The following is a 15,093-nucleotide window of genomic DNA, read 5'->3' as shown; positions in this document are numbered from 1 at the left end:
TCGGGTTGTTTTTTTTGATACCGGCTTTCGTATCTTTATTGTATGTCTTTAGAGCAATTCACAAAGTACCTTTCCCTGGAAAAAAAATACGCAAGCCATACGGTTACGGCATATCTCAGGGACCTGCAACAATTTGAAGCCTTTTGCTCAGAAGAACATGAAGGAGCAGAGCTGAAAACCCTGCCGTATTCGGTCATCCGTTCCTGGATCATTCAACTCATGGAAACCGGTCTGTCTAACCGAAGTATCAACCGGAAAGTGGCTTCCCTTAAGTCCTATTATAAATACCTGATGCGCAGCGGGCTTATTGAGAGTAGCCCCCTGGCGGGGCATAAACCACTGAAGGCTTCAAAAAAAGTGGAGGTGCCCTTCTCGGTTCAGGAAATGCAGCAATTGCTCGAGCACTGGCCGGCCGAAGATGGTTTTGAAGGCCTGAGGGATAAACTGGTGGTGGAAATGCTTTACACCTCCGGAATGCGGCGGGCCGAATTAATTGGCCTTAAAATTTCAGACCTGGATCTGAGCGAAGGTACCGTACGCGTTTTGGGCAAACGCAGTAAAGAACGCATCATCCCGCTTGCCCCCAGTATCCTCCCCCTTATCCGCGAATACATAGAGATGAGGAATGTCCATTTTGAAGGGAGTGAAATTCCCAATCTTTTCCTTTCCAATTCAGGCAATAAATTATATGAAACTCTTGTTTATAGAATTATAAATAAATATCTTAGTGAGGTGTCGGCCAAGGTGAAAAAAAGCCCCCACATCCTAAGGCATACCTTTGCTACGCATATGTTGAACCAGGGTGCAGATATGAATTCCGTAAAGGAAATACTCGGGCACTCCTCGCTGGCATCCACCCAGGTATATACACACAATAGTATAGCCGAATTAAAACGCATACACCGTTCCGCACACCCGCGGAATAAAAAGTAGAAGCTGATAGTAACTTTTAAATTTCACGGCTTATGAATGTAATCACCCAATCCGTCAATTTTAATGCAGATGGAAAATTACTTGACTTCGCTCAAAAAAGACTCGATAAGCTGGATTTGTTCTACGACCGAATAATCAAAGCTGAAGTATTCCTTAAGGTAGAAAACACCAGTGCAAAGGAGAACAAAATTGTCGACATTAAACTGCACATTCCTAAGGATGTTTTTGTGGTGAAAAAGCAATGCAAATCCTTTGAAGAGGCAATCGATTCTGCCTGTAGTTCTCTGGAGCGCAAACTGCTGAAAAAGAAAAAGAAGCCAAAGGTTTATACCTCACTAAAATTTTTGTAAAATTGTTTTGTTTAAATAAATAATTATCTACATTTGCAGTCCGTTAGAAATAGCGGACTTTTTTATGCGATAAAAAGGCCCATTAAGCCGATGTAGCTCAGCTGGCTAGAGCACGTGATTTGTAATCTCGGGGTCGTGGGTTCGAGTCCCTCCATCGGCTCGGAAGTTCTTAAAATAAAAGGTTGGGGGAGATACTCAAGCGGCCAACGAGGACAGACTGTAAATCTGTTGGTTTTCACCTTCGCAGGTTCGAATCCTGCTCTCCCCACAAAGTTTTTTCTGAGTGGGTGTCAAGAGCTTGCTCTTGTAAGGCCACGGGAAAAAACTTTGGTCCTGGTTCACAGAACCAGGATCACCGAACGAAGTGAGGTAACTCTCTGTAGTTTGGAATTTTTTGAAATAATGATCCGAATCAGGACGCCAGCGCACCGTCTGGCCCCGCGTTGCAAAACATCCACCGGAGGTTTTGCGGACGCTCGGTCCGGAATTTGGAATTTGAAATATTGGAATTTTAATTAATGCGGGAGTAGCTCAGTTGGTAGAGCGTCAGCCTTCCAAGCTGAATGTCGCCGGTTCGAACCCGGTCTCCCGCTCTAAGACCTTGGGCAAGCGTTTGTTTGCAATTTTATTGCTTAGGGGGTATGCCCCGGGAATCCACAGGATACCGAACCTTGCGCCCAATAAGCCGACGTAGCTCAGGGGTAGAGCGTTTCCTTGGTAAGGAAGAGGTCACGGGTTCAATTCCCGTCGTTGGCTCTAAAAAATGAAGTCTTCAGCGGGCTTCGAACCTGAAACCTCTCAGAGGTCACGGGTTCCCCCGATAGCTATCGGGGCCCGTCGTTGGCTCTAAAAAATGAAGTCTTCAGCGGGCTTCGAACCTGAAACCTCTCAGAGGTCACGGGTTCCCCCGATAGCTATCGGGGCCCGTCGTTGGCTCTAAAAAATGAAGTCTTCAGCGGGCTTCCAATCCGTTGCCTTATTCAGGTAAGGGTTGTATCCGAGAGGAATCGAAATCCGCCGTTGGTTCAGCACTAATAAATTTGTACACTAATATAAACTAAGATTAAATTCATTAACAATGGCTAAGGAAACTTTTGATCGTTCCAAACCGCACTTAAACATAGGTACTATTGGACACGTCGATCACGGTAAAACTACACTTACAGCTGCCATCACTACTGTTTTAGCAAAAGCAGGGTTGTCAGAATTGAGAAGCTTTGATTCCATCGATAACGCTCCTGAGGAGAAAGAAAGAGGTATTACTATCAATACTTCACACGTTGAGTATCAAACAGCAAACAGGCACTACGCTCACGTAGACTGTCCTGGTCACGCGGATTATGTTAAGAACATGGTTACCGGTGCTGCTCAGATGGACGGAGCTATCCTTGTGGTTGCTGCTACCGACGGGCCAATGCCTCAGACTCGTGAGCACATCCTGCTCGGACGTCAGGTAGGTATTCCACGTATCGTTGTTTTCCTGAACAAGGTAGACATGGTTGATGATGAAGAGCTTCTGGAGCTGGTTGAAATGGAAGTACGTGAATTGCTTTCTTTCTACGAGTATGATGGAGATAACTCTCCAGTAATTTCCGGTTCTGCCCTGGGTGCCCTTAACGGGGAGCAAAAATGGGTAGACACTGTTATGGAACTTATGGATGCTGTAGATTCCTGGATCGAGTTGCCAAAGCGTGACGTAGACAAGGATTTCCTGATGCCAGTAGAAGATGTATTTACTATTACAGGTCGTGGAACGGTTGCCACCGGACGTATTGAAACCGGAGTTGCCAAAACCGGAGATCCTGTAGATATCATCGGGATGGGAGCTGAGAAACTTACTTCCACCATCACAGGGGTTGAGATGTTCCGTAAGATCCTCGACCGAGGAGAAGCCGGAGACAACGTGGGAATCCTGTTGAGAGGTATCGAGAAAAAAGATATTAAGAGAGGAATGGTAATCTGTAAGCCAGGTTCTGTTAAGCCTCACGCCAAATTCGAAGCTGAGGTCTATATCCTCAAAAAAGAAGAAGGCGGGCGTCACACCCCATTCCACAATAACTACCGTCCTCAGTTTTACGTACGTACAACTGACGTAACCGGAACAATCAACCTGCCTAGCGGTGTTGAGATGGTAATGCCAGGTGATAACCTTACCATTACTGTAGACTTGCTTCAGCCAATCGCCCTTAGCGTCGGACTTCGTTTTGCGATCCGCGAAGGTGGTAGGACTGTTGGAGCCGGTCAGGTTACCAAGATCTTAGATTAAGCCTCAAAAGGTTTGATCCGGCAGTGAGGGGTCCCGTCCTGATCCATATCGGGAAGCGACCCTTTCACTGTAATTACGGGTGTAGCTCAGTTGGTAGAGCACTGGTCTCCAAAACCAGGTGTCGGGAGTTCGAGTCTCTCCTCCCGTGCTGATAATATGAGAAAGTACTAATAAAGATTTCTCAGGATTAAACAGCGGAATGTTCCGCAGAATAAAACGCAGCTAACATGATTTCATATATCAGGGAATCCTATCAAGAATTAAGGAATAACGTAACCCTTCCATCACGGTCAGAGTCATCCAATTTGATGGTTATCGTTGCCGTGTTTTCTATCATTTTTGCCCTGGCAACCTGGGGAGTGGATTCTTTGTTTTCAAATGTTATCCAGCTGTATTTTGATGCATTAATAGGTTAAGGCGAGGCTATGTCAGAAGTACTGGAGAAGAAATGGTATGTGGTGCGCGCCGTAAGCGGACAGGAAAACAAAATCAAGGGGTATATCGAAAGCGAAGTGGAACGCCACGGCTTCGGAGACCATCTTGAGGAAGTTCTGGTCCCTACTGAAAAAGTTGTACAGATACGGAATGGCAAAAAGATCAATAAGGAACGGGTGTATTTCCCGGGATATATTATGGTCAAGGCCAACCTTGTGGGGGAAATGATCCACATTATCCGGTCCATTACCAATGTTATAGGCTTTTTGGGTGAAACCAAAGGGGGTGATCCTGTTCCGTTGAGGAAGTCAGAGGTGAACCGCATGCTTGGAAAAGTGGACGAACTCGCGGTCAATACAGATTCCGTTGCAATACCATTTGTGCTGGGAGAAACCGTGAAAGTAATCGATGGTCCGTTTAATGGATTTAATGGCACAGTTGAGAAAATCAACGAAGAAAAGCGCAAGCTTGAGGTGATGGTGAAGATCTTTGGACGGAAGACCCCTCTTGAGCTGAGTTATATGCAGGTAGAAAAAGTATAAGAATATAAGTGTTACGCTTAAAAGTGAAGTTGCTTCCAATTAACTCACTTTTACCTTTTCCGGTTCCTTCGGGGCCCGGAAAACCATCTGACCGAATGTCGGATTAACAGATGTAATTAAATATAAACAATGGCAAAAGAAGTAAGTAAAGTAGTTAAACTACAAGTTAGGGGAGGTGCTGCGAACCCGTCGCCACCGGTTGGACCCGCTTTAGGTGCTGCCGGCGTTAACATCATGGAGTTCTGTAAGCAGTTCAATGCTAGAACTCAGGACAAGCCTGGAAAGGTATTGCCTGTTGTTATCACCGTGTATAAAGACAAGTCTTTTGACTTTGTCGTAAAGACACCGCCAGCGGCAGTTCAGCTATTGGAAGCGGCTAAAGTTAAAAAGGGGTCCGGGGAACCAAACCGAGTAAAGACAGGAAGTGTTACCTGGGATCAGATCAAGGCAATCGCAGAAGATAAGATGGTCGATCTGAACGCCTTCACAACCGAGTCGGCCATGAGTATGGTTGCCGGAACAGCCCGTTCAATGGGCCTGAAGGTAGCAGGAAAACGTCCTTTTTAATTTTAGAAAACCACTTTTAAGATGGCAAAACTGACAAAAAAGCAAAAAGAGGCACGCGCCAAGATCGAAAGAGACCGGCTGTACTCCATTGATGAGGCTTCTGCGCTTATAAAGGAAATCACCAAAGTTAAGTTCGATGCATCCGTAGACCTGGCGGTCCGTTTGGGCGTAGATCCCCGGAAAGCCAACCAGATGGTTCGTGGTGTGGTAACACTGCCCCACGGAACTGGTAAGGATGTGAAGGTACTCGCATTGGTAACTCCTGATAAGGAAGCAGAGGCGAAGGAGGCAGGAGCCGATTTCGTAGGTCTTGACGAATATCTCGACAAGATCAAAGGAGGCTGGACAGATGTTGATGTAATTATCACCATGCCCAGCGTCATGGGAAAACTGGGGCCATTAGGTCGTATCCTCGGACCCAGGGGGCTTATGCCGAATCCAAAAACCGGAACGGTTACTATGGATGTGGCAAAAGCGGTTTCCGATGTTAAGGCAGGTAAGATTGATTTTAAGGTAGATAAAACCGGTATTGTACATGCAGCAATAGGAAAGGTATCTTTCTCTGCAGACAAAATAGCCGGGAATGCCAAGGAATTGCTCGAAACCCTGGTGAAACTGAAACCAGCCGCGGCCAAGGGGGTATATATGAAGAGCATATATATGTCCAGTACCATGAGTCCTAGTGTTCAACTGGATCCCAAAGCGGTCTGATTTAAAAAACACGTAACATGACCAGAGAAGAAAAAGCAACCGTAATTAAGGATCTGACCACACAGCTGGCAGATAATCCGACCATTTATCTGGCGGATATCTCCGGGCTGGATGCCGGGACGACCTCAGATTTACGGAGAGCTTGTTTTAAAGCAAATATTAAGCTGGCGGTAGTAAAGAATACACTGCTTGCCAAGGCTATGGAAGCTTCCGAAAAGGAATTTGGTGAATTGCCCGATGTCCTTAAAGGAAATACTTCGCTGATGTTTTCAGAAACAGGGAACGCCCCTGCAAAGCTGATCAAGACTTTCAGGAAAAAGTCTGACAGGCCTTTGCTGAAAGGCGCCTACATCGAAGAGGCAGTTTACATTGGCGACGATAAGCTGGATGCGCTTGTAAGCATCAAATCAAAGGAAGAGGTTATTGGGGATATTATTGGCTTACTGCAGTCTCCAGCCAAGAATGTTATTTCCGGATTGAAATCCGGAGGAGGCAAACTGGCCGGAATCCTGAAGACCTTGTCCGAAAAATAAATGTGTACGCACTAAACTCAAGTATAAATTAAAACAGTTTTTAAAACGATAGTAAAATGGCAGATTTAAAAGAATTCGCAGAACAGTTAGTAAACCTTACCGTAAAGGAGGTTAACGAATTAGCTGATATCTTAAAAGAGGAGTATGGCATTGAGCCAGCTGCTGCAGCTGTTGCAGTAGCCGGAGGTGCTGCTGCCGGTGGAGACGCTGGTGAGGCTGCTGAGGAAAAGACCGAGTTTGATGTAGTCCTTACCGCTGCTGGAGCTTCCAAGCTTGCAGTTGTAAAATTGGTTAAGGAACTGACCGGTCTGGGGCTGAAAGATGCAAAAGACATCGTAGACAGCGCTCCTAAAGCGATCAAAGAAGCAGTTTCTAAAGATGAAGCTGAAGGTATCAAAAAATCATTGGAAGAAGCAGGAGCAGAAGTTGAGCTTAAATAACAGCGACAACCATATGGTTTAGGTTTAGGTCTTTCCGCCTTTTGGTGGCTAGACCTAAACCCTTTTATACATTGTATATAAAGGTATATACAACCCGCAGGAGTATTCACGATAAAATATTTGTCCATAGATGTTCACAAAACAGACTGAAAGAATAAGCTTTGCATCCGCTAAGAACATACCGGAATACCCGGATTTCTTGGACATTCAGATTAAATCGTTTCAGGATTTTTTCCAGCTTGAAACCAAATCTGACGAAAGGGGCAATGAAGGTTTGTACAACACCTTCATGGAAAACTTTCCAATCACAGACACCCGGAACCAGTTTGTACTGGAATTCCTGGATTACTTTATAGACCCTCCCAGATATTCCATTCAGGAATGTATTGAAAGAGGTCTTACCTATAGCGTGCCCCTGAAGGCACGATTGAAATTATACTGTACAGATCCGGAGCACGAAGATTTTGAAACCATAGTGCAGGATGTGTACCTGGGAACCATCCCTTATATGACCCCCAGCGGGACTTTTGTGATCAACGGGGCAGAGCGCGTAGTGGTTTCACAACTCCACCGTTCTCCCGGGGTATTCTTTGGACAATCTTTTCACGCGAACGGGACCAAGCTGTACTCAGCCCGTGTAATCCCTTTCAAAGGCTCCTGGATTGAATTTGCTACCGATATAAACAGCGTGATGTACGCTTATATCGACAGGAAAAAGAAACTACCGGTAACCACCCTGTTCCGGGCCATCGGTTTTGAGCGGGACAAGGATATCCTGGAGATTTTTGACCTTTCCGAGGAAATCAAAGTTTCCAAGGCTGGTCTGAAAAAAGTACTGGGTCGCAAACTCGCGGCCAGGGTACTGAACACCTGGCATGAAGATTTCGTGGATGAGGATACCGGCGAGGTGGTTTCCATCGAACGGAATGAAATTGTTCTTGACCGGGATACAGTCCTTGAAAAGGAACACATAGACCAAATTATCGAGACGGATGTTAAGACAATCCTGCTGCACAAAGAAAATAATGCGCAGAGCGATTATGCTATCATCCACAATACCCTGCAAAAAGACCCTACCAACTCGGAGAAAGAGGCAGTAGAGCATATCTATCGCCAGCTGCGTAATGCAGAACCACCGGATGAGGAAACAGCACGGGGTATTATAGACAAACTATTCTTTTCGGACCAACGCTACAATCTGGGCGAGGTGGGTCGATACAGAATGAACAAAAAACTGGGGCTGGATATCGGAATGGATAAGCAGGTGCTTACCAAAGAAGATATCATCACCATTATAAAATACCTGATTGAGCTGATCAACTCCAAGGCGGAAATCGATGACATCGACCACCTTTCCAACCGTCGCGTGCGTACGGTAGGGGAGCAGTTATCTGCTCAGTTCGGAGTAGGTCTTGCCCGTATGGCGCGAACCATTCGGGAGCGGATGAATGTTAGGGATAATGAGGTGTTTACACCCATTGACCTGATCAATGCCAAGACACTGTCATCCGTTATCAATTCCTTCTTTGGGACCAACCAGCTCTCTCAGTTCATGGACCAGACCAACCCACTGGCCGAAATCACCCACAAACGACGGCTTTCCGCCCTCGGACCGGGAGGTTTGTCCAGGGAAAGGGCCGGGTTTGAGGTTCGTGACGTACACTATACCCATTACGGAAGGCTTTGTCCAATAGAAACGCCTGAAGGACCCAATATTGGTCTGATCTCCTCCCTTTCGGTATTTGCCAAGGTAAATCAGATGGGATTCCTGGAAACCCCTTATCGCAAGGTGGCAGATGGCAAGGTAGATACTGCCAATTACACCTTCCTGAGTGCCGAAGAAGAGGAAGGCATGAAGATCGCACAGGCGAATATTCCGCTGAAAAAGGACGGTACCATAGATTCAGAAAAAGTAATTGCACGTGAGGAAGGTGACTTCCCTGTTGTTGATCCTAAAGAGGTCAATTATACAGATGTTGCCCCCAATCAGATCGCCTCGATCTCTGCATCACTGATTCCGTTCCTGGAGCACGATGATGCAAACCGTGCCCTGATGGGATCGAACATGATGCGGCAGGCGGTACCACTTTTAAAACCCGAATCCCCAATTGTTGGGACCGGGCTGGAAAGGCAGGTAGCTACTGACTCCAGGGTCCTGATCAATGCAGAAGGCGATGGGGTGATCGAATATGTGGATTCACAAAAAATCACTATCCGCTACAACCGTACGGACGAAGAGCGCCTGGTTAGTTTCGAGGAGGATTCCAAGACTTATAATCTGGTGAAATTCCGCAAGACCAACCAGGGAACATCCATCAACCTGAAGCCTATTGTCAGCAAAGGAGATAAGGTGAAGAAAGGTCAGGTTCTCTGCGAAGGTTATGCGACCCAGGGAGGGGAACTCGCCCTTGGACGTAACCTGAAAGTGGCCTTCATGCCATGGAAAGGATACAATTTTGAGGATGCGATCGTAATTTCTGAGAAGGTAGTAAGGGAAGATATCTTTACTTCTATACATATAGATGAATACGCCCTGGAAGTCCGGGATACCAAACTGGGGGCCGAAGAGCTCACCAATGATATCCCCAACGTTTCAGAGGAGGCCACCAAAGATCTGGATGAGTACGGAATGATCCGTATCGGAGCCGAGGTGAAGCCTGGCGATATCCTGATCGGTAAGATCACTCCTAAGGGAGAGTCTGATCCAACCCCTGAAGAGAAACTGCTTCGTGCCATTTTCGGTGACAAAGCCGGGGATGTTAAAGACGCTTCTATGAAAGCACCACCATCGCTTAACGGGGTGGTAATTGATAAAAAGCTGTTCTCGCGGTCTATAAAAGACAAGCGCAAGCGTTCTGAGGACAAGGAAGCTATTTCCAAGCTGGAACTGGAATACGAAGTGAAGTTCCAGGAGCTCAAAGATGTGCTGGTAGAAAAACTCTTCCAGTTGGTCAATGGCAAGACGTCTCAGGGCGTGATGAATGACCTTGGGGAAGAAGTGCTTCCAAAAGGCAAGAAATATACCCTGAAGATGCTTAACGCCGTGGATGACTTTGCTCACCTGGTGGGAGGCAGCTGGACCACAGATAAAGGCACCAATGCAATGGTGGCAGATCTGTTGCACAATTACAAGATCAAGCTGAATGACCTGCAGGGGAACCTGAGAAGGGACAAGTTCACCATCTCCGTAGGAGACGAACTGCCCGCAGGGATTATGAAGCTGGCCAAAGTATATATCGCGAAAAAACGCAAGTTGAAGGTTGGAGATAAAATGGCAGGACGCCACGGGAACAAAGGTATTGTTGCCCGAATCGTACGCCAGGAGGATATGCCTTTCCTGGAAGACGGAACGCCTGTGGATATTGTCCTCAACCCGCTTGGAGTACCTTCTCGTATGAACATTGGTCAGATCTATGAAACCGTACTGGGCTGGGCAGGCCAGGATACAGGCAAGAAGTTTGCCACCCCGATTTTCGATGGGGCTACCCTGGATGAAATCAACCAGTATACCGATGATGCCGGCATCCCGCGATTCGGACACACCTATCTTTACGATGGAGGTACCGGAGAGCGATTCCACCAACCTGCAACGGTAGGGGTGATCTACATGCTCAAATTGGGGCATATGGTAGACGACAAGATGCACGCCCGTTCCATTGGACCGTACTCGCTTATTACACAGCAACCCCTGGGAGGAAAAGCCCAGTTTGGAGGCCAGCGATTCGGGGAAATGGAGGTGTGGGCCCTGGAGGCTTACGGTGCATCCGCCACGCTGCGTGAAATCCTGACCGTTAAATCTGATGATGTAATTGGAAGGGCCAAGACCTATGAGTCTATCGTTAAGGGCGAAACCATGCCAGAACCTGGTTTACCAGAATCTTTCAACGTACTGATGCACGAACTTAAGGGATTAGGTTTGGATATCAGACTTGAAGAATAAGCTTGTTTTATAACATATTTTAATTTTTAGTACCATCTTATAATGGCTCGACTAAAGGATAATACACCAATAAAAAGGTTCAATAAAATTTCCATAGGCCTGGCTTCTCCGGAAGCTATCCTGGCTGAATCAAGAGGGGAAGTTTTAAAACCGGAAACCATTAATTACCGTACCCATAAGCCCGAAAGGGATGGGCTCTTCTGTGAGCGCATTTTCGGTCCGGTAAAGGATTACGAATGCGCCTGTGGAAAGTATAAGCGCATCCGTTACCGCGGGATCGTTTGTGACCGCTGTGGCGTGGAGGTAACCGAGAAAAAGGTTCGTCGCGACCGCGTGGGCCACATCAACCTGGTAGTGCCTGTTGCACATATCTGGTATTTCAGGTCCCTTCCAAACAAAATAGGCTATCTGTTGGGGCTTCCTTCCAAGAAGCTGGACATGATCATCTATTACGAGCGCTATGTGGTGATTCAACCTGGAATTGCAACCGGACCTGATGGAGAAGAAATTCAGAAAATGGACTTCCTCACAGAGGAGGAATACCTGAACATCCTGGAAACTATCCCGCCGGAAAACCAATATCTGGAAGACAGCGATCCTAACAAGTTTATCGCCAAAATGGGTGCAGAATGTCTGATTGACCTGCTTTCGCGCATCGATTTAAAGCAACTCTCCTACGAGTTGCGCCACAAGGCGAATACCGAGACTTCCAAACAGCGTAAAACTGAAGCCCTTAAAAGGCTGCAAGTAGTAGAAGCGCTGAGGGAATCACAGGACAACCGTGAAAACCTGCCGGAGTGGATGATCATGAAGGTCGTCCCGGTTATACCTCCGGAATTGAGGCCTTTGGTGCCATTGGACGGTGGGCGTTTTGCCACTTCGGATCTCAATGACCTGTACCGCAGGGTAATTATCCGTAACAACCGACTGAAGCGTCTGATGGAAATCAAGGCGCCTGAAGTGATCCTGAGGAATGAGAAGCGGATGCTGCAGGAAGCGGTAGACTCCCTCTTTGACAACACCCGCAAGGCTTCGGCAGTGAAGACCGAGTCCAACAGACCACTGAAATCCCTTTCGGATTCCCTGAAAGGAAAACAGGGTCGGTTCCGTCAGAACCTGCTTGGAAAACGTGTGGATTATTCTGCCCGTTCTGTAATTGTTGTGGGTCCTGAAATGAAATTGTACGAGTGCGGGTTGCCGAAAGATATGGCGGCCGAGCTGTACAAACCCTTTATCATCCGAAAGCTTATTGAGCGCGGAATTGTAAAGACGGTCAAATCGGCCAAAAAGATTATCGATAAGAAAGAACCGGTGGTTTGGGATATCCTCGAAAATGTCCTCAAGGGCCACCCTGTGTTGCTGAACAGGGCTCCCACCCTGCACAGGCTGGGGATACAGGCGTTCCAGCCCAGGCTGATCGAAGGAAAAGCCATACGGCTTCACCCATTGGTTTGTACCGCTTTTAATGCGGATTTTGACGGGGACCAGATGGCAGTACACCTGCCGCTTGGGCCGGAGGCTATCCTCGAAGCACAGCTATTGATGCTCGCTTCACACAATATCCTCAACCCTGCAAACGGTTCGCCTATTACCGTACCTTCTCAGGATATGGTTCTGGGGCTGTACTACATGACCAAGGAGCGAAAATCCACCAAGGAGGCACCTGTAAAAGGCGAAGGCCTTACCTTCTATAGCCCTGAAGAGGTCGAGATTGCCTACAATGAAGGACGAGTTGCCCTGAATGCTTCCATTAAGGTTCGCGTAAAGGATTTCAATGAGGAAGGGGAATTAGTACCAAAAATTCTTGAAACCACTGTGGGTAGGGTCTTGTTTAATTCCGTTGTACCGGAAGAGGCAGGCTATATCAATGAAGTACTGAATAAAAAGTCGCTCAGGGATATTATCGGAAGGATACTGGCAGTTACCAACGTTCCTGCCACCGCAGACTTCCTGGATAAGATCAAGACCATGGGATATGACTTCGCCTTCCGCGGAGGACTTTCATTCAGTCTTGGGGATATCATTATTCCAAAGGAGAAACACGAAATGATTGCGGATGCCAACGAACAGGTAGACGGGATCATGATGAACTATAACATGGGTCTGATTACCAACAACGAACGCTACAATCAGGTGATCGATGTATGGACCTCTACCAACGCCATGCTTACCGAGTTGGCGATGAAACGAATCCGTGAAGACCAGCAGGGCTTTAACTCTGTTTATATGATGCTGGATTCAGGTGCGAGGGGTTCCAAGGAACAGATCCGTCAGTTAACCGGTATGCGGGGTCTGATGGCGAAGCCAAAGAAATCCACAGCTGGCGGGGGTGAAATTATTGAAAACCCCATTCTTTCCAATTTTAAGGAAGGACTGTCCATTCTGGAGTACTTTATCTCTACTCACGGGGCGCGTAAGGGTCTGGCGGATACAGCACTTAAAACAGCTGATGCCGGGTATCTTACCCGAAGGCTGGTGGATGTATCCCAGGATGTAATCATCAATACTGAAGACTGTGAAACCCTGAGGGGGATTGAAGTTGAAGCGCTTCGTAAAAACGAAGAAATCGTTGAGACGCTTGGAGAGCGAATCTTAGGACGGGTTTCCCTGCACGATGTGTACGACCCGATTTCCGAAGAACTGCTGGTTACCGCCGGAGAGGAAATCCTGGAATCACATATCCAGAAAATCGAAGCCTCTCCTATTGATCGTGTAGAAGTGCGTTCGCCCCTTACCTGTGAGGCTGCCAAGGGAATTTGTGCCAAGTGTTACGGCCGAAACCTGGCAACCAACAAGATGGTACAAAGGGGAGAGGCTGTAGGTGTTGTGGCTGCGCAATCTATCGGAGAGCCCGGAACACAGCTTACCCTGCGTACTTTCCACGTGGGAGGTATTGCCGGAAACATTTCTGAGGAAAGCCGTCTGGAAGCCAAATACGATGGGGTCGCTGAAATTGAAGACCTCAGGACCGTAAAAAGCAAAGACGGTGAAGGAAAAGCTTCTGAGGTGGTTATTTCACGAACTTCAGAAATCAAGATAGTAGATGCCAAGACCGGCATAACCCTGAGCACGAATAACATCCCTTATGGCTCGCAACTGTTTATTAAAAACGGTGCCAAGGTTAAAAAAGGAGATATTATTTGTCAGTGGGATCCGTATAACGGGGTTATCGTTTCCGAATTCCCCGGGCAGATCGATTACGAGAACATAGATCAAGGGGTTACCTACCAGGTAGAGATCGATGAACAAACCGGATTCCAGGAGAAAGTTATCTCTGAATCCCGTAACAAAAAACTGATCCCAACCTTGTTAATCAAGGATTCCAAAGGAGAAGTATTGCGTTCCTATAACCTGCCTGTTGGCTCCCACCTTATGGTGGATAACGGGGAGAAGATCAAAGAAGGTAAGATTCTGGTTAAGATCCCGAGAAAATCTGCCAAGGCGGGGGATATTACAGGAGGTCTGCCAAGGGTAACCGAGCTGTTTGAAGCCCGTAACCCTTCCAACCCGGCTGTTGTTTCCGAGATCGACGGGGTGGTATCTTTTGGTAAAATCAAAAGGGGTAACCGCGAGATCATTATCGAATCCAAGCTGGGCGAGGTAAAAAAATACCTCGTAAAACTGTCTAACCAGATCCTGGTTCAGGAGAATGACTACGTCAGGGCCGGAATGCCTTTATCTGATGGGTCTATTACACCTGAGGACATCCTTGCTATTAAAGGGCCCTCAGCGGTACAGCAGTACCTCGTTAACGAAGTGCAGGAGGTTTACCGCCTACAGGGTGTAAAGATCAACGACAAGCACTTTGAAGTGGTTGTACGCCAGATGATGCGCAAAGTTCAGATTCAGGATCCGGGCGATACCATTTTCCTTGAAAACCAATTGGTGCACAAAGATGATTTCATCGCGGAAAACGACGAAATTTTCGGAAAGAAAGTGGTTGAGGATGCCGGAGAATCAGAAAACCTGAAGCCCGGTCAGATTCTAACTTCCCGGGAGCTCAGGGATGAAAATTCCCTGCTCAGACGTGCAGACAAGGCGCTGGTAACGGCACGGGATGCGGTTGCTGCCACTGCAACACCGGTACTGCAGGGAATCACAAGAGCTTCGCTGCAAACCAAGTCCTTCATTTCTGCGGCTTCCTTCCAGGAAACGACCAAAGTACTGAATGAGGCGGCGGTAAGCGGAAAAGTTGACGACCTGGAAGGCCTGAAAGAGAATGTGATCGTAGGTCACAAGATTCCGGCAGGTACCGGAATGAGGGACTACGAAAACATCATTGTCGGTTCCAAGGAGGAATACGACGAGATCATGGCCCGCAAGGAAGAATTAAAATTCTAACACTAACTCAATTCAAACCCCGGCCTGGCCGGGGT

At 47.2% G+C, this 15,093-nt stretch carries 11 protein-coding genes and 5 tRNA genes; all 16 read left to right on the top strand.

Annotated features, from left to right (window positions below; all coding sequences use genetic code 11):
• Positions 1 to 42 precede the first annotated feature (42 nt).
• The 16 genes from ACT6NV_RS01570 to rpoC all read left to right on the top strand — a co-directional run bounded on the left by ACT6NV_RS01570 (position 43) and on the right by rpoC (position 15,058).
• Positions 43 to 933: a tyrosine-type recombinase/integrase gene (locus tag ACT6NV_RS01570; protein WP_445385523.1), complete on the top strand. Its 891-nt coding sequence runs from the start codon at positions 43 to 45 to the stop codon at positions 931 to 933.
• Between the two features lie 32 nt (positions 934 to 965).
• The gene (hpf, locus tag ACT6NV_RS01565; RefSeq protein WP_445382723.1) at positions 966 to 1,283 is read left to right on the top strand and encodes a ribosome hibernation-promoting factor, HPF/YfiA family; all 318 of its coding nucleotides are present in this window, start codon (positions 966 to 968) and stop codon (positions 1,281 to 1,283) included.
• 86 nt (positions 1,284 to 1,369) lie between these two features.
• Positions 1,370 to 1,443 (top strand) — tRNA-Thr (locus ACT6NV_RS01560).
• Positions 1,444 to 1,468: 25 nt separating this feature from the next.
• Positions 1,469 to 1,551 (top strand) — tRNA-Tyr (locus ACT6NV_RS01555).
• Between the two features lie 252 nt (positions 1,552 to 1,803).
• Positions 1,804 to 1,876: transfer RNA gene (locus ACT6NV_RS01550), tRNA-Gly, on the top strand.
• A 91-nt stretch (positions 1,877 to 1,967) separates the two neighbouring features.
• A tRNA-Thr gene (locus ACT6NV_RS01545) sits at positions 1,968 to 2,039 on the top strand.
• A 322-nt stretch (positions 2,040 to 2,361) separates the two neighbouring features.
• Positions 2,362 to 3,549 carry an elongation factor Tu gene (tuf, locus tag ACT6NV_RS01540; RefSeq protein WP_445385522.1) on the top strand — a complete coding sequence of 396 codons (1,188 nt, stop codon included), beginning with the start codon at positions 2,362 to 2,364 and terminating at the stop codon, positions 3,547 to 3,549.
• Positions 3,550 to 3,624: 75 nt separating this feature from the next.
• A tRNA-Trp gene (locus tag ACT6NV_RS01535) sits at positions 3,625 to 3,697 on the top strand.
• A gap of 79 nt (positions 3,698 to 3,776) precedes the next feature.
• Positions 3,777 to 3,965, top strand: a complete 189-nt coding sequence (gene secE, locus ACT6NV_RS01530; protein ID WP_445382721.1) for a preprotein translocase subunit SecE — start codon at positions 3,777 to 3,779, stop codon at positions 3,963 to 3,965.
• 9 nt (positions 3,966 to 3,974) lie between these two features.
• On the top strand, positions 3,975 to 4,526 hold the full coding sequence (gene nusG / locus ACT6NV_RS01525; protein ID WP_445385521.1) for a transcription termination/antitermination protein NusG: 552 nt from the start codon (positions 3,975 to 3,977) through the stop codon (positions 4,524 to 4,526).
• Positions 4,527 to 4,655: 129 nt separating this feature from the next.
• Positions 4,656 to 5,093 carry a 50S ribosomal protein L11 gene (rplK, locus tag ACT6NV_RS01520; RefSeq protein ID WP_445385520.1) on the top strand — a complete coding sequence of 146 codons (438 nt, stop codon included), beginning with the start codon at positions 4,656 to 4,658 and terminating at the stop codon, positions 5,091 to 5,093.
• Positions 5,094 to 5,114: 21 nt separating this feature from the next.
• Positions 5,115 to 5,804 carry a 50S ribosomal protein L1 gene (gene rplA / locus ACT6NV_RS01515; protein WP_445382718.1) on the top strand — a complete coding sequence of 230 codons (690 nt, stop codon included), beginning with the start codon at positions 5,115 to 5,117 and terminating at the stop codon, positions 5,802 to 5,804.
• A gap of 17 nt (positions 5,805 to 5,821) precedes the next feature.
• A complete protein-coding gene (gene rplJ, locus ACT6NV_RS01510) occupies positions 5,822 to 6,337 on the top strand; it encodes a 50S ribosomal protein L10 (RefSeq protein ID WP_445382717.1) in 516 nt (171 codons plus the stop codon).
• A gap of 56 nt (positions 6,338 to 6,393) precedes the next feature.
• A complete protein-coding gene (rplL, locus tag ACT6NV_RS01505) occupies positions 6,394 to 6,777 on the top strand; it encodes a 50S ribosomal protein L7/L12 (protein WP_445385519.1) in 384 nt (127 codons plus the stop codon).
• Between the two features lie 130 nt (positions 6,778 to 6,907).
• A complete protein-coding gene (gene rpoB / locus ACT6NV_RS01500) occupies positions 6,908 to 10,717 on the top strand; it encodes a DNA-directed RNA polymerase subunit beta (protein WP_445385518.1) in 3,810 nt (1,269 codons plus the stop codon).
• A gap of 42 nt (positions 10,718 to 10,759) precedes the next feature.
• Positions 10,760 to 15,058 carry a DNA-directed RNA polymerase subunit beta' gene (gene rpoC, locus ACT6NV_RS01495; protein ID WP_445385517.1) on the top strand — a complete coding sequence of 1,433 codons (4,299 nt, stop codon included), beginning with the start codon at positions 10,760 to 10,762 and terminating at the stop codon, positions 15,056 to 15,058.
• Positions 15,059 to 15,093: the final 35 nt, after the last annotated feature.

The organism is Robiginitalea insularis (genome assembly GCF_052497835.1).
Note: the sequence above shows the minus strand (reverse complement) of the source record. Positions and strands in the feature narration are given on the sequence as shown.

Coding starts and splice junctions, on each gene's coding strand:
- rplA (WP_445382718.1), top strand. CDS start 5,115: ATGGCAAAACTGACAAAAAAGCAAAAAGAGGCACGCGCCAAGATCGAA.
- rpoB (WP_445385518.1), top strand. CDS start 6,908: ATGTTCACAAAACAGACTGAAAGAATAAGCTTTGCATCCGCTAAGAAC.
- rplL (WP_445385519.1), top strand. CDS start 6,394: ATGGCAGATTTAAAAGAATTCGCAGAACAGTTAGTAAACCTTACCGTA.
- nusG (WP_445385521.1), top strand. CDS start 3,975: ATGTCAGAAGTACTGGAGAAGAAATGGTATGTGGTGCGCGCCGTAAGC.
- rplJ (WP_445382717.1), top strand. CDS start 5,822: ATGACCAGAGAAGAAAAAGCAACCGTAATTAAGGATCTGACCACACAG.
- hpf (WP_445382723.1), top strand. CDS start 966: ATGAATGTAATCACCCAATCCGTCAATTTTAATGCAGATGGAAAATTA.
- secE (WP_445382721.1), top strand. CDS start 3,777: ATGATTTCATATATCAGGGAATCCTATCAAGAATTAAGGAATAACGTA.
- rplK (WP_445385520.1), top strand. CDS start 4,656: ATGGCAAAAGAAGTAAGTAAAGTAGTTAAACTACAAGTTAGGGGAGGT.
- rpoC (WP_445385517.1), top strand. CDS start 10,760: ATGGCTCGACTAAAGGATAATACACCAATAAAAAGGTTCAATAAAATT.
- ACT6NV_RS01570 (WP_445385523.1), top strand. CDS start 43: ATGTCTTTAGAGCAATTCACAAAGTACCTTTCCCTGGAAAAAAAATAC.
- tuf (WP_445385522.1), top strand. CDS start 2,362: ATGGCTAAGGAAACTTTTGATCGTTCCAAACCGCACTTAAACATAGGT.